This is a genomic window from Paenibacillus sp. ALJ109b, from assembly GCF_010747435.1.
In the GTDB taxonomy this organism is placed as follows: Bacteria; Bacillota; Bacilli; order Paenibacillales; family Paenibacillaceae; genus Paenibacillus; species Paenibacillus taichungensis.
The window spans coordinates 20,322-36,396 of the sequence record NZ_JAAIFP010000040.1; the positions used below are offsets into that span (position 1 = coordinate 20,322).

Below are 16,075 nucleotides of genomic sequence, written 5' to 3' on the forward strand. Positions count from 1 at the left end.
CCGATGAATGTAGTCGTCAAGTTGATACGTGAATTCAAAGAGCGTGATACCCGGCGTTTGTTGAAAGATTATCGGGACAAAGTGGAGCTTATCAGGAAACGGAATTTGGAAGCTTGGGACGATCAGCGGCTACTAGCTGAATCCCTTCGGCTGCGAGAAGAAGCAAGATCAGGCACGCCTTTGAATGAACTGCTTGTTGATGCTTATGCATTAGTCTGCGAGGCTGCGAAGAGGACACTCGGATTACAGCCTTACGATGTCCAGATTATGGCTGCTATCGCTTTGCACGAGAGATTTTTGATCGAACAGCATACCGGTGAAGGAAAAACACTCTCTGCTGTTATGCCTGCTTATCTCAACGCGTTGACCGGCGAAGGCGTTCATGTACTCACATTTAACGACTACTTGGCAAATCGAGATGCAGAGTGGATGGGCCCGATCTACCGTTTCCTCGGGTTAACGGTAAGCTCGGTTCAAGCGGGCATGAGTTTGCTCGAAAAACGGGAAGCTTACGCCAAGGATATAACCTATGTTACGGCTAAAGAAGCAGGGTTCGATTATTTGCGTGACACAATCGCATTAAATGAAGCTGATACCGTACACCGTCCTTTCCACTACGTCATCGTCGACGAAGCAGATTCATTGCTTCTTGATGAAGCGCGGGTGCCGCTAGTCATTAGTGGCGATTCGAGTGCTTCCAAGAGTGATGGCGTTCTTTTCGCAGAAGTGGCCCGGCAGCTGCAGCCAGCAGAGCATTACGATTTTGACGAGTTCCAACGGAACGTTTACTTGAATGATGCGGGTGCTGCGAAAGCGGAGTTGCTGCTGGGATGTGGCAATTTGTACGATAGCCATAATAGTCATATGTTAACGTCATTGAATTGTGCGCTGCATGTGGAATCGTTATTAAAAAAAGACGTCGATTACATCATCCGGGACGGTGAAATCGAGCTAATCGAAGAACATACCGGCCGTGTGGCTGAGAACAGGTATTTGCCGGATGGGCTTCAAGCTGCGCTGGTGGCAAAAGAAGGGTTGCAGTGGAAGGCCGGCGGGAGAATTCTCGGTACGATCACGATTCAACATTTCATTAGCCTGTATTCGGGAATTTGCGGAATGACGGCTACGGCGCACGCTTCAGCAATGGAATTCGAGGATATCTATGCGCTGCAGGTCGTGCAAATTCCTCCGAACCACCCAAACATACGGATCGACCACCAGCATCGGATTTACACCCATAATGAAGCCAAATATAAGGCGCTTATACAAGAAATCTCTTCTGTCCATAGGGTTGGACGCCCCATTCTTATTGGTACGTCAAGCGTCGAGGAGTCTGACATGTTGGCAGAGGCGCTTGCGCTTGCCGGCGTACCTTGCCAGGTTCTCAATGCGAAAAACGATGCAAAAGAAGCCGAAATCATCGCCAAAGCGGGAGAAATCGGAGCCGTAACGGTATCTACGAATATGGCAGGGCGGGGTGTCGACATTCGTCTCGGCGGCGGCAATCCTGCTCAGGCAGAGCTGGTTGCCAAGCTGGGCGGATTATACGTAATAGGTACACATGTAAACGAAAGCATGCGGATTGATAACCAGCTGCGCGGGCGTTCCGGCCGCCAAGGCGACCCGGGAGCTTCCGTATTTTATATAAGTTTGGAAGACGAGTTGATGCTTCGCTTCGGCATTCATAGACTTTTTCGCGCTCCCAGGCAGGAAGAAGTTCTTGACGATCCGGCGCTCCGCAGCAAAATCGAGCATATTCAGCGCGTTATCATCGGTCAAAACTTCGATATTCAGCGGGAATTGAACTGTTATTCGGATATGGTGGAGGATCAGAGGCGAATCCTATACGAAGAACGGCTCGGAATATTGAAAGGCGAGAGACCGATGAGTCCATCGGAGCAGCGGGTACGGCTTTTTTATATCGACGAGTTCTGGGCTGACCATCTGGCATACGTTTCTTACATTCGCGAAAGCATCCATCTCCAGAGCATTACCAGTCGCAACCCGATCGACGAGTTTCATACGCAAATCACCCAAGCATTCGAGCAAATTCCGGCTAAAATAGATCATGAGTCGGCGAATATGCTTAGAAAACTTGGAGGTTCGAATGATCCGGAGAAATGGGAACAGTTCGGTCTGAAGAGTCCTATTTCGACTCGGACTTATATGATCAACGATCAATATAGCCAAGATAAGCGCAGCTCATGGACCGGAACGACGGTATTTGCTTTTTGGGGCAGTAAGATTTTGAAGCTGTTACTGAGGCCAGTATATAGGATGTCAAAATAGTGATGGGAGCGTGACGATCGATGAACAATAGTGAACGGTTTACGACCCGGGTCGATTCGTATTTAAAATACCGCCCGAGCTATCCAAAAGAGGCTATTGACCATTTGTACGACGTCGTCGGTTTACGTGCGAACAGTAATATAGCAGACATCGGTTCAGGTACTGGAATCATCTCAAAACTACTTCTGGAACGCGGAAGCGATGTAATCGCAGTCGAGCCAAATCAGGCAATGAGGGAAGCCGCCGAGCAAATGTTAGAAAGTAATCCGAAATTTCAGAGTACATCAGGTTCTGCAGAATCTACTGGGTTACCTGATCAGGCGGTTGATTTTATTGTCTGCGCTCAGGCATTTCACTGGTTCGATCGCTCTGCAGCCCAAATCGAGTTTCGCAGAATTTTGCGGCCAGATGGGAGAGTAATACTCATCTGGAATTCTCGTCTTACTAACGGGACTCCGTTTCGTGAAGATTACAATCAACTGCTTCATACATACGGAACCGACTACGAAAAAGTTAATCATAAAAATATTTCTCGGACGATGCTGCTCTCTTTTTTCAAGGAAGGTTCAATGCATGAAATGCGATTCAGAATGAGTCAGGAGTTCGATTTCGAGGGTTTGAAAGGCCGGTTGTTATCATCTTCCTACAGCCCTGTACCCGGGCATGCAAATTACGATCCTATGATGACAGAACTGCGGAATTTATTTGATAAAAATAATCAAGATGGTATTGTTGAATTCGATTATGAAACTGAGATTTTTTGGGGAGAAGTATAGATCACCAAAATGATACCCAGCTATATCCTCAAGCTATAGCTGGGTATGTTTGTGGAATTTACGTCCATAAAGCTTTTTCACGATTGTAAGTCTAGATGTTGATTTTAAGTCGTAATTCGGCCATCATAGCCTCAGCTTGTTGTGGATCTTCATTCAACAGCTTCCTGTATGTCAGCATCCAATTCAGCGTTACAAGCATATGATCATATTCTTCCTTCTTGCGCTCGATCTCATTGATCTTCTGAAGAATCCATTCAATTACTTCTTGGTTGGTGCGTGCGTTCGTGTCGTGATCCTGCAAAATCGTCTTCAGCTCAGCTAACGAGCAGCCGATGCCTTGAAATTTCTTAATCAGCCTTAACCGCTCAATTGCTTCGTCTGAATAATTGCGGTAATTATTCTTCTCTCGCTGAATATGCCTGCTATCAAGCAAGCCTTCCTTCTCATAAAATCGAATGGTGTGGGGAGTTAGACCCATCAAGTCTGCTAATTCTTGAATTTTCATATGAAATCATACCTCCAAACGCTTGCCTTAGAGTTCACTTCATAGTTTAGACTGAAGTCATATCTTCGTCAAATGCTTAAGGAGGCGTAAAAATATTATGCGTATATTTGTTACTGGTGCAGCAGGTTATATTGGTACAGCGGTTGTCCGCGAACTCATCGGTGCGGGCCATCAGGTAGTTGGACTGACCCGTTCTGAGAGTGGTGCTCACGTAATAGAAAGCTTGGGAGCTGAGGTGGCTTGTGGTGTGTTAGAGGATCTGGATATACTTCGCAGCTGTGCTGCCACTTCAGACGGTGTTATTCATCTGGCATTCAATCATGATTTCTCTAATTTCGCCGCATCACTGGCAACTGATCTTCGTGCCATCGAAGCAATGGGAGAGGCGCTTGTCGGCTCAGGTAAACCACTTGTTATAACAGCACATGCGAATGGCAAACCATCGGAGGATGCGGCACTTGCGTTTGTAGAACAAGGCGTGAGAGCATCCATCGTCTCGCTTGCACCTTCCGTTCATGGAGAAGGAGATAAAGGCTTCGTGCCGGAATTGATCCGGATCGCTCAGGAAAGAGGCACTTCGGCTTACATTGGAGACGGTTCTAACCGTTGGCCAGCGATTCATCGCTTGGACGCGGCAGTTTTGTTCCGCCTCGCTGTAGAATCTGCGCCTGCAGGCTCAAGACTGGATGGCGTGCACGATGAAGGCATTGCGTTTAGAGACATTGCTGAAGCCATTGGTCGTCATGTGGATGTGCCGGTAGTCAGCATCCCGCCTGAAGAAGCACAAGCCATCTTCGGTTTTCTAGGCATGGTCGCGTCGCTTGAATTAGCAAGATCAAGTGAAGGGACGAAGGAGCTTCTCGGCTGGAAGCCTGTCCAGCACGGACTTCTCGCAGATCTGGAACAAGGACATTATTTTACAAAATAGTCTAACTGGATTGAATCAAACGTTTTGCTATCCATGTTATAATCACCAACAAAAAGTCGTTGCCTAAGTACAAAGTAGGCAACGACTTTTTGTTTTTAAATTTCTATCATCCTTAATCTAAACTATCCAAGAAGGCTAGTTTTCTCTGAATATAAATTCGAGTTGCCTTAGTATCAATCCATGGCTGCAATCCCTAACGGGATGAGATAATTGATAAAAAATAACTGTGACCAAGACAATAAGATCGTTATTAACCCTACAATAATTCCGTGTTATTGTTGGTTAAGATTCTCCGTTCTAAACACTTGTTGAGAGACAAGAATATAGTCCCCTTGAAAGCCGCTATTTAGCGGATTTTTTTTATTTTAAGATACAATTTCTTGTCCCTCTTTCCGGAATGAGCTGTTGGAACGATCCAAGACACACTTCCTTAATATCTTATAAGAAATTCTTGAAATTTCAGAAATTTATCCGATAGGGGGGTGCTAATATACAAATACAAACAAAGACGAGGTGATGATATGCAAGTGAAATTGGCAGCGGACGCCATTCCCCTCTCCAAAAAGCGGAAGTCATGGATAAGGACGATCCAAAAATATAAAGTGATGTATGCTCTCTTATTACCAGCCTTAATTTACTTTGCCGTATTCAAATACATTCCTATGGCGGGAATATTGATTGCTTTTAAAAACTACAACCTGGCTTTGGGAGTATGGGATAGCCCGTGGGTGGGATTCAAAAATTTTACGGATTTTATGAACGGCGTTTATTTCTGGGACATCATGAAAAATACGATTGTTATATCGCTCTATAAGCTATTGTTCGGTTTCTCAGCTCCCATCTTACTTGCTTTATTGCTCAATGAAGTTCATACGCAATGGTTTAAGAAAATCGTACAAACCATTACTTATTTACCCCACTTTCTGTCTTGGGTCATTGTATATGGATTGATGGTAGCATTATTAGCCCCAGGTGATGGCCTTTTTAATATGATTTTGAAGGAAAGTGGTTTTCAGCCCATTTCATTTCTAACGGAGCCTGCTTGGGGAAGACTGCTGGTCATCGCATCTGAAATATGGAAGGACATTGGATGGGGAGCGATACTGTACCTCGCCGCATTAGCAGGTATTGATCCAAGCTTATATGAAGCGGCTCGAATGGATGGCGCTTCCAAATGGAGACAGCTCTGGCATATCACTTTACCCGGCATTCGAGGAGTCATTATTCTGATGCTGATCCTTAAATTAAGCCATATTCTGGATGCTGGATTTGACCAAATATTTATGTTTGCCAACACCTTTAACCAGGAGAAGATCGACATTATCGACACATGGGTATACCGTGAAGGGTTGGAGCGTCTTAAGATTGGTTTGGCTACTGCTGTAGGATTGTTTAAAGCTGTCATTGGATTTGGTTTAGTTTTGGCAGCAAATAAGCTCGCCAAAAAATTTGATGGGCAAATTTGGTGAGGTGGTTTTAATATGATCAATTTGACAATCGGGGAAAAAGTCTGGCAATCCGTCGTTTATGTGATTCTTATTTTTTTATCGCTACTTTGCTTACTACCCTTTCTGTATGTGATTGCTGTCTCCGTGACGCCAGAATCGGAAGTGTTAAGAAGAGGGATTGTTATTATACCAGAATCTTTTACCTTTCTGGCCTATAAAGAAGTATTCATCTCTCATGGAATCTGGCAGGCGTATAAAATTACGTTGTTTCGAACGATTGTAGGCACGATGCTTAATGTGTTATTTACGGTCTTAGCAGCTTATCCGTTATCCAAAAAATATTTGCCGGGACGCAGTCCGTTTTTACTATTCATTGTGTTTACCATGATGTTTAGTGGGGGGTTAATTCCGACTTATCTACTAATTCGCTCTCTGGGGTTGCTAAACAGTCCGTGGGTATTGATTATTCCGAATCTCATTAGTGCATTTAATCTGGTGATCATTAAAGGCTTTTTCGAGCAATTGCCTGGTGAAATCGAGGAATCAGCGAGGGTTGACGGTGCAAGTGAACTTCAATCGTTATGGCGGATCATTTTACCACTGTCTTTACCCGTCATTTCCACCATTTCTTTATTTTACGCAGTGGGACATTGGAACAGTTATTTTGATGCTATTGTTTATATCAATGATTCCAACTTCATGCCGCTTCAAGTAGTCTTGCGCAACATTCTGCTTAACGTCGCAACACAAAGCGCTGAGTCGCTCGCCAATTCCGGAGCTGTAAGTACGTTCGCTGTGCAGATGGCTACAGTTGTTGTGACTACGGTTCCGATTTTAATCGTTTACCCATTTTTACAAAAACATTTTACCAAAGGTGTGCTCTTGGGATCCGTTAAAGGTTAAAAGCTGTTCAAACCTAACTTATTACGGTGAAACCGTGATAATATACAATCAAAGGAGAGGTCAATATGCAGCGTAAGAAGATTTCATTTGCTATTCTGTCGGCAATCTTAGGATTGGGTACGCTACTGTCAGGATGTGGGGGAAATGAAGAAGTTACATCGACAGCTTCGAGTAATTCGCAAGGGCAGTCTGGCCAGTTTGCAACCAAAATGAAAATCTCAATGTTTAACCAAGGCACTTTCAACGCTGCTGCTCCGGTACCTCCACGTGATGAAGATGTTCAACGTCAAATGTTGGAAAAAGAGATGAACATCGACTTGGATATGATGATTCCTCAAGCTGGGCAAGCAACAACCAAACTGAATACGCTCATTGCAGGCGGAGATATTCCAGATTTGATCTTCTTGAAGAGTCGGGCTGATCTCGCGCAATATTACGACCAAGGCGTTCTTGCGGATTTGACACCGTATCTGGATCAATTCCCTGAATTAAAGGAACGGTTTGGCAACGACTCATGGGAGGCAATGTCCTATCAAGGAAAAACGATCGGAGTTCCAGGCTATGATAATGTAAACGGTATCAGTCGAAGCTTCTTCATCCGTAATGATTGGCTGAAAAAGCTGAATATGGAGGTACCAACGACACCGGATGAGCTGTTCGAAGTTATGAAAGCCTTTACAGAGAAAGATCCGGACGGGAATGGTAAAAACGATACGTACGGATTCATCGGCGGTATGAACAAAGAAGGTAATCTGCAAACCTATGGCTTCGATAGCTTGATGTGGATGTTTGGTGTCAATCCTCCTTCGGCCGTTGAGATAAAAGATAATGAACCGGTATTTCTGTTTATCGATCCCAAAATGAAAGAAGCGCTTGCTTACATTAATAAAATGATGGCCGCCAAGGTGGTTGACCCAGACTGGGTGACGATGAATTCGCCTGATTTGTTGGATCAAAAGATGTTTAAGGGTAAAGTTGGCTTCATGATCAGAGATGCTCGCAGACTGGAGCCGGATTATCAGCAGAAAATGAAAGAAATTAGTGGCGAGGTGCCGGAATGGATCGTTATTCCTCCGATGAAAGGTCCTTACGGGGATCAAATTGTAGAGAGAAAATCATTCCAAGGCAATTCATGGGCCATTTCCGCGAAGGCGGATAAAGACAAAATCACTCGGATCTTGTCCATGCTGAATTATCTCTTTACAGACGAAGAAGCTTATCCAAACTTTGCATACGGAATTAAAGGTATTCATTGGGATGTAGTGGACGGTAAGATCAAAAATAAAACCTCCGAGTTATCGAAGGAAATGAAAGAGAAGTACCTGTGGGTCGATCATTATAGAATGCCGCGCCGTGGTGATGATGCGGAGTACTTCAGCTTCCAGAATCCGAAGACGGCGGAAGCTTTCAAGGACAATCAGCAATATGTGGGGCCAACGTTGCCCGGGAATTTATTGACCCCAGACCCAAGCGATACCTTGGACGCTGACCGCACACGTTTCATTAATGAAAGTTTAGTTAAATTTATGACAGGCAAAGAGCCTCTTTCCAACTGGGACAATTTCCTCCAAACGTTGGATACCAAGTTTGACATGCAGAAATATAAGGAAACAGCAATCAAACAATTTAAAGAAGCCGGCCTTATCAAGTAAAATAAATAAACAAAGAGAGTGGCTATTCGTAGCCCCTCTCTTTATTAGCATATGCTATTCTTAGTTTACTATAGAATTAAAAGGAAGATGATGGATGCGAAGAAGAATCAGCTTGCCTTTAAAATTATTTTTTCTCGTGTTTGCATTTGTATTAGGGTGCATCATCTTGATAAGCCAATTGTCTTATCGCTATGTCCAAAAGGAAATAAGAACCAATGACATTTTTTACACCAACCAAATCCTTGACAAGGTAGACCAGTACTTCACTGTTAATTTTTCTTCCTTCCAGACGATTCTCTTCTCAGTCGAAACATCAGTGAAAGCCAATATTGACAAAGCGGAAGTGATTAAAAAGCAATTAAGAGAACTGTATGAACTCAATAGTAATTACGTCAGTAACATTTATTTGATCAAAAGCGATTTATCTATTCTAGGCGGAAGTACAGCTACTCGAATATTCGATGAACCTCTATCTGAAAGAGAACCTTTGTTTGATGCGGCTGATAAGAACAGAAGGACTACCTTTGTTAGTGAACCATACAAATCGAAGTATTCTGGCTGGACCGTTACGATGGTTCGATATCTGAACGGTGCACCGTTTCCAATGGCCATTGCGGTTGACTTGGATCTAAATGCCATTGAAGAAACCTTGTTCAAGATTAATAAACAAGAACAAATGAATCTGGCTCTGATCACAGCGTCAGGTAAAATCATTGCCGGATTTTCTGAAAATAAAGGACTGCTGAATATTCAAGATCATACGTTTTCGATCGGGGAAACGTCAGCGGAACAAATCCTGGATACGACAGAAACAAGTCTTCAACTGCATACCATGGATGGCATTCCGGTCTCCCTTCTGAAAAAACCGACGGAGAAATTCAACTGGACCATCATCTCAATCAATGATGAATCACGCTTGAAAGCAGCTTTGTCCAGATTGGAAACCTATTATATTGAGCTTCTAGCTGCAGGTCTTCTCTTAAGTTTGATCATTTCTTTTTTGGTTGCCAAATATATAAGGAAACCACTCTATACACTCAAAACAAAAATGAAGCAAGTGGAGCAAGGCTTACTCACAACAACAATTACGGTTAATCGAAACGATGAGTTTGGAGATCTTTCACGAGCATTCGATCGTATGCTGCAGCAAATTGTGGAACTGATTCGGCGAGCGGAACTTCATAATGAACTTGAGCGGAAGCTGGAAATCCAGGTGCTACAGTCTCAAATTAACCCTCATTTTCTGTATAACACACTTGGTTCGATCAGCAACGTTATACGTCTCGGACAAATAGAGAAAGTAGATGTGGTGATCGGATCGCTCATTTCATTATTGGAATACGGGATAGACGATGCTTCAGAGAAGGTCTCCTTAAGTCAGGAACTACGTAATGTAGCAGACTATATCGAGATCCAGAACATTCGGTATAACCGAAACTTCCACTTGATTGAAAATATCGAAGCAGGGTTAATGGATTTTCCGGTTTTTCGAATGCTGCTGCAGCCTCTTGTGGAGAATAGCATCTTCCATGGATATAACGGAGGGGGAATTGAGGGACCTATTACGATTCATGCGTACAGAGAGGACGGTATCGTCATCATAGAGGTTGTTGATCAAGGCGAGGGAATTCCAGCTGATAAAATAAAGCATATTTTAATCTCAGAACCGAGTGAAATGGAATTAAAAAGGAAAAGAATCGGGCTAAATAATATTCATGGCCGAATAAGACTTCACTATGGCGATCAATTTGGACTGCAAATCATTAGCATACCTAAGGAAATAACCCGTGTACGCGCTTTATTCCCTGCAGAATTGTAAAAAGGAGATGCATTATGATGAGAGACTATACCTGCTTCATTGTTGACGATGAAGACCTGATCATTCAACGATTGGAATTGTTTTTTAATGAACTCTCTCATAGGGATAAGCGATTTGTTCTAGTGGGCAAAGCGAATAATGGGCTGAATGGGATCGAGGAGATCATAAAACTTAAACCGGACATCGTCATATCCGATATCGTTATGCCGCGAATGGATGGCATCTCCATGATTGAGCAGCTCAAGGCGGAGCTCCCCCATACCCAGTACATACTTCTGACCGCCTATTCATCCTTTGAATACGCCCAGCGAGCGATTCAAGCCAACGTATTGGAATACATTGTAAAGGTTCCGCTGAGGGAAACGGATTTGAATAGAGCTTTGGATAAGGCAGCCGGAATTTTAAATGAGTTTAAGAAAAAAGAAGCGGAATTTCAATCGTTAAACGTATCCGTGCTTGAAAATAAATACAGAGTCCGCAAACATTTTTTTAACGAATTGATCCGAGGCGAAATCCCTTCTCATCGGGCATCGGATTTTGCTAATCGCATGCAATTTCATTTCTTTCAAGCGAACTATTGCTGCTTCATCGTTGAGATGAATACGTATGAAAGTTTCCGAAACGAATACGCAGCCGCAGATCAAAACATCTTGAAATATGCGATTACGAATATCATCGAAGAAACGGTGATGAATGGTGGTAGTGGGGTAGCTGCGGATCTGTCCGATAATCGTTTTATTGGCTTTCTATCCTGGGAAAATAACCGCAGTGATATGGAAACGGAATATGCTTGCCTATCCTTGGGAGGGCAGATCGTCTCTCATTTGCATCAATATTTGAATCAAAGGGTATCTGTTGCTTTTGGCGGTCCACACCGAGGCTGGGAATCGATCAAACAGGCGTACACGGAAGCTAAAAATGTGAGTGAGGATTTTTATTATCATACGGAGAAAGTAGTAAAAACACCGATGCATCGGTTCCAATACCATAATGACAAAAAAGCAGACTTTCAGCAGAAGCTGGCTGATTTTCTTATACGGCTGAAAAGGAAGATTTCCAAGGAAGAGCTGGAGAATGCACTTGCCGATCTGTCTCAATTTGTTTCGGACCATAAAATCCACAAGTCCATCATGGCGCCAATGATTAGAGACTTGTACAGAGACATTACCGTAAAGTTTAAATCAGGGAATAAGATGGCCACGGAAGTTCCAGACTTCCCTATTGAATTTATGGCTTTTCAGGAGCAGCTCGCCTATATTGGTGACTTCACATTCGAATACGTACACGCGGGCCAACTATTACATCGTGCAGAAATCATGAGTGCTATGCATTTTATCGAGAAAAACCTGAAACAACGCTTAACGTTGGAGGCAATTGCGGAGGAAGTGAATCTAGCGCCATCGTATTTTAGCAGCTTATTCAAAAAAACAATGAGCGAAGGCGTGATCAGCTACATCAACCGTAAAAAAATCCATCTCGCTCTCGAGTTGTTAAACGTCCGGGATTATTCTTTATTGGAATTGTGCGAGGAAGTAGGCATCGTCAATGAAGGTTACTTCTGCAAACTGTTTAAAGAATATACGGGTGATACACCTAAACAATATCGGATAAAAATGACACGGTACGAATCCAAATAAGAATACAAAAAATGTATGATTTTTTCGCGAAATCCTGTAAAAAAAAAGGGGTCAAAACCATTACCATGATAGGAGCATCTAATCATGGAGGTTATCAAAATGGAGCTTATGAAAGCAGATGTAACCGTCGTAGGTGGAGGTATTGCAGGGATATGCGCTGCCATTGCAGCTGCACGACAAGGTCTGCAGGTTTCACTTATTAATGATCGGCCGGTGCTTGGGGGAAATGCGAGCAGCGAGGTCAGAGTTCATATCAACGGGTCGGCATATCTCGGAAATAGTCCATCCTATTATGCCCGCGAGGGCGGGTTGGTAGAAGAACTTAAGCTGAAGATCTTTCATTATAATCCGTTATACAACAAGAAGCTTATGCTTTCGCTTTCGGATACGGTCTTGCTCGACATGGTTTATGATGAGCCTAACATTTCTCTATTTCTGAATACATGTGTACATGAAACGGGCATGGAGAACGGCAGAATTCAATGGGTGGAGGGCCTTCAATTAGCTTCCGAAAGAAAATTTCGTTTTGAAAGCCGAACCTATATTGATTGCTCCGGTGATGGAATTGTTGGATACCAAGCAGGTGCTGACTTCCGATGGGGAAGAGAAGCGAAGCATGAATACAAGGAGGAGCTTGCTCCAGAAGTGGCGGATCATTACACGATGGGCGATACGATTCTGTTTCAAGCCCGTGACGTAAACTATTCCGTTCCTTACAAAAGGCCAGGCTTTGCGTATGATATCACGAAGCTGGAGTTTTTCGATAGTATCAGAAAAGGATTAAACCATCGGTCGTTTCCAAGGAAAATCAATGGACTTGGCGGATTGTGGTGGCTGGAATACGGCGGACATATGGATATTATCAAGAATAATGAAGATATCGCATTGGAACTGCGAAAATTGGTGTATGGAATCTGGGATTATATCAAAAATAGCGGTGAGTTTGATGATGTAGACAATCTCATCTTGGATTATGTATGCCCGATTCCGGGAAAGCGGGAGTCGAGACGGTTTATCGGGGAACACATGCTGTCTCAGAACGATCTTACAGAAAAGACTCATTTCGAAGATGCTGTATCCGTCGGTGGCTGGTATATGGATCTGCATGCGAATAAAGGCATTTACGATGAGGGGCCGGCTACGGCGTGGAATTTTGTTCCAGGATTGTATAATATCCCTTTCCGCAGCTTATTTTCACGCAATGTTCCCAATCTCATGTTCGCTGGCCGCAATATAAGCGCTACCCATGTAGCTTTTGGGTCTACAAGGGTGATGGCAACCTGTGGTTGTATGGGGCAGGCAGTAGGAACAGCTGCTGCGTTATGCGTAAAATATGAGACAGACCCCGCGGACATCGTCAAAGCCCATATGGGTGAGCTTCAGGCGCAGCTGCTTCGAGACGGGCAAACGATTGTAGGGCTTCAAGAGCAGTTGGATCCTTATTTTGCTGATGGATTAACGATTCGTGCCTCGTCTCAGCGAAGCTATGAACATCTTCATCCAACCGAAGAGATCTCCTTGGAGAAAGCGTTATGTTTGGTCTTGCCGATTCAGACATCCGTGGCTGAAAGTGTACAGATCAAAATTAAAAATAGATCCGAGCATTCGGAAACGTTGCAAGTGAAGCTATTTGGCGGGGAACGGAAGGAAAACTATATTCCTGCCAGCGAGCTGAAAGGATACAACTTGGTGATTTCAGCGGGGCACGATGACTGGATTACACTGGACCTCAGCTGTAAGAAGCCAGCTGACGACAAAATCTACATCGTATTGGAAGGTACGGCGAGCCTTGGCGTATATGGTAATGAAGAAAAAATGACAGGAGCGGTGAGCTTCTATTATAGACCGGAAGAGCCATCCAGACTGAAGAAATTCAACAGAAGCATTTGCTTCAAGGATCTGATTCCATCCCAGGATATGTATAGCCCTGAGAATGTCGTCAACGGCTTCTCCAGACCTTATGGTCTACCGAACGGCTGGATTTCTGAATGTTCGGAAGGACAGGAGTGGTTGGAATTTGGTTTTGCAAGCCCCAAGAATCTGGATGAAATCCATCTTGTTTTCAATTCGCAGCTGAATTTGGAGCATTTCGACGATCCGATCGAGCCGTTGATTCAAGACTATGATGTGATCTTAACCTTAGAAGACGGAACCGAGAGTGAAATGAATATCCGTGGTAATTATCTTTCGTTGAATAAACATCAGGTGCATGCAAAAGGTGTAACCCGAATCCGGTTTGATTTCTGTGCAACGTATGGTTCGCCTTATTATGAAGTGTTTGCTATAAAATTTTATGCTCCTAAAAACGCTAAGTGAGGGCGGGTGAAGTCACGATGAAGGAATTTTTCCCTCGAAGAGGGCTGCCTAATGTCATTCAAAAGTTGGAAAATGGGGAAACAGTAACAATTGTCTATTTTGGCGGCAGTAATACGCGTTCTAAAGGATACAGGGTCATGACGGCGGATTGGCTGCGAGGGCAATATCCCAATGCAGATATCCGCTCTGTGAATGCAGGCATTGATGGGACAGGATCGGACCTCGGCTGCGCCCGTTTGGAGACAGATGTACTGCGTCATCAGCCTGATCTCGTGTTTGTTGAATTTGTTGGTAACGATGGCGGAGTTCCCGAATCCAAGGCGCGGATCGAAGGCATTGTCCGACAGATTCGCAAGCGCAGCCGGTTTACCGATATCCTGTTTGTATATACGGTTAAGGAACGGGATTTGACCTCATTTCAATCGGGCCAATACCAGAAGGGTGCTCGTATGCAAGAGGAAGTCGCCGACTATTACGGCATTCCTTCGATTCATTTGGGCGTAGCAGTTAGTCAATTGGTTTTGGATGGAAAGCTCATTTTCACCTTAAGAGCAGACGTGTCTATTCCCGGAGCTGTTATTTTTACACATGATTCGATTCACCCAACGATTCCCGAAGGACATCAGATTTACACAGATACAATCACCCGGTCGTTTGAGAAAATCAGAGAGCTTCGAGATCACGTAGGAAAAGTCGAACATCACTTGCCGAAGGAGCCTTTGGTCCCGGCCAACCCTTGGGAGTATGCAACCATGCTGCCACTGGATAGTCTTACTCATTTTTCCGCGGGGTGGTCTTACATGACCCCTGATGATTTTGCTTTAGTGCGCGAGTATGATTGGTTGTTCCCCGGTCTATGGCGAGCAGTCGATCCCGGAGAGACGATCACAGTGGAGTTTGAGGGAACCCACATCGGATTATTCGATATTGGGGGGCCGGATTCCGGCAGATTGAAGGTGTCGGTGGATGGAGAGGAACCCTTTCTTATCGATCGATTCACTTCATATAACGATCATAATCGAAATCAATATGTTTTCTTACCGGAGCTACCGAATGGGAAACATACGGTTCGCTTCGAAATTGATCACGACAAGACAGACAAAGCGGCCATGTTTGAGGCGGTCGGCAATGAACGAAGTATGGAACATGTTCGGCAGCATCCGGCTTGGTATGATCAAACGGTCATTCAGCTTGGGAAGTTGCTATTGGTGCAGCCGCCATTATAATTGATTAGTCCACTTGGAGGACCTATATTCTATCTGAATGCAACTGCGCAATCAATTAGGATGTAGGTTTCTTTTTTTTACTTAAAATCGTATAAGAAATTCTTAAAATGAAAGAAATTTCACGGTGATGTGACATGCTAAGATAAAAACGACAGAGCGGGATTAGCCAGAAGACTAGGTTAATTGCTTTTTTACGATCATTTGAGCAAAGGGGTATCTTTTTTTGGAAGCGTTATCATTAATAGGAGAGGCTGTGAGTTGTATGGTCAAAAGGAAGCTTTTTCTCTTCATCGTTTTCATGTTGACGATAGTAGTTCCTTCCAGCCTGATCGGAATAAGGGCCGCTTATGCGGAGACCTTACCTTATCAGACCATTATCATCGATGACGGTAGCATTAAGATTAATGATGTTGTGACACCTGATGTGGGTAACGAGAACAATGGATATTCGGCTCCAAATTGGACCACAAGCACAGGGGTGAAGGGGTATGATCTTTCCAGCACCCAATATACGAGTACAGCAGGCAGAACGATAACATGGAATCCACGCTTGGAAGCAGGGACGGCGAGAATATC

12 protein-coding genes are annotated in these 16,075 nt (G+C 44.0%); 11 read left to right on the forward strand and 1 reads right to left on the reverse strand.

Translation table 11 applies throughout. The features are described from left to right. Window positions 1-3 precede the first annotated feature (3 nt). Both G3352_RS29920 and G3352_RS29925 read left to right on the forward strand, forming a co-directional pair. Window positions 4-2,289 carry a preprotein translocase subunit SecA gene (locus G3352_RS29920; RefSeq protein ID WP_163761621.1) on the forward strand — a complete coding sequence of 762 codons (2,286 nt, stop codon included), beginning with the start codon at window positions 4-6 and terminating at the stop codon, window positions 2,287-2,289. A 20-nt stretch (window positions 2,290-2,309) separates the two neighbouring features. Continuing rightward, window positions 2,310-3,065 (forward strand): class I SAM-dependent methyltransferase, encoded by a 756-nt coding sequence (locus G3352_RS29925; RefSeq protein ID WP_163761622.1) that lies wholly within the window; start codon window positions 2,310-2,312, stop codon window positions 3,063-3,065. Window positions 3,066-3,156: 91 nt separating this feature from the next. Here G3352_RS29925 and G3352_RS29930 read toward each other — a convergent pair whose 3' ends face one another. Further along, the gene (locus G3352_RS29930; RefSeq protein WP_053781113.1) at window positions 3,157-3,570 is read right to left on the reverse strand and encodes a MerR family transcriptional regulator; all 414 of its coding nucleotides are present in this window, start codon (window positions 3,568-3,570) and stop codon (window positions 3,157-3,159) included. A gap of 97 nt (window positions 3,571-3,667) precedes the next feature. On the opposite strand from G3352_RS29930, the gene G3352_RS29935 reads away from it, so the two are divergent. The 9 genes from G3352_RS29935 to G3352_RS29975 all read left to right on the forward strand — a co-directional run. Beyond that, complete coding sequence (locus G3352_RS29935; protein WP_163761623.1) at window positions 3,668-4,498, forward strand: SDR family oxidoreductase; 831 nt, start codon at window positions 3,668-3,670, stop codon at window positions 4,496-4,498. Between the two features lie 521 nt (window positions 4,499-5,019). Continuing rightward, window positions 5,020-5,967 carry an ABC transporter permease gene (locus G3352_RS29940; RefSeq protein ID WP_053781115.1) on the forward strand — a complete coding sequence of 316 codons (948 nt, stop codon included), beginning with the start codon at window positions 5,020-5,022 and terminating at the stop codon, window positions 5,965-5,967. Between the two features lie 12 nt (window positions 5,968-5,979). Then, window positions 5,980-6,849, forward strand: a complete 870-nt coding sequence (locus G3352_RS29945) for a carbohydrate ABC transporter permease (RefSeq protein ID WP_076291360.1) — start codon at window positions 5,980-5,982, stop codon at window positions 6,847-6,849. Between the two features lie 65 nt (window positions 6,850-6,914). After that, window positions 6,915-8,501 (forward strand): extracellular solute-binding protein, encoded by a 1,587-nt coding sequence (locus G3352_RS29950; protein ID WP_163761624.1) that lies wholly within the window; start codon window positions 6,915-6,917, stop codon window positions 8,499-8,501. Window positions 8,502-8,667: 166 nt separating this feature from the next. Continuing rightward, on the forward strand, window positions 8,668-10,320 hold the full coding sequence (locus G3352_RS29955) for a sensor histidine kinase (protein ID WP_240343290.1): 1,653 nt from the start codon (window positions 8,668-8,670) through the stop codon (window positions 10,318-10,320). A gap of 14 nt (window positions 10,321-10,334) precedes the next feature. Beyond that, entirely contained in the window at window positions 10,335-11,957 is a 1,623-nt protein-coding gene (locus G3352_RS29960; protein WP_163761626.1) for a response regulator transcription factor, read from the forward strand. Between the two features lie 84 nt (window positions 11,958-12,041). Beyond that, on the forward strand, window positions 12,042-14,273 hold the full coding sequence (locus G3352_RS29965) for an FAD-dependent oxidoreductase (RefSeq protein WP_163761627.1): 2,232 nt from the start codon (window positions 12,042-12,044) through the stop codon (window positions 14,271-14,273). 17 nt (window positions 14,274-14,290) lie between these two features. Then, window positions 14,291-15,499, forward strand: coding sequence for an SGNH/GDSL hydrolase family protein (locus G3352_RS29970; protein ID WP_163761628.1), 1,209 nt, complete (start codon window positions 14,291-14,293; stop codon window positions 15,497-15,499). A gap of 298 nt (window positions 15,500-15,797) precedes the next feature. Then, window positions 15,798-16,075 (forward strand): hypothetical protein (locus G3352_RS29975; RefSeq protein ID WP_163761629.1); only part of this gene is annotated, 278 nt, incomplete at its 3' end.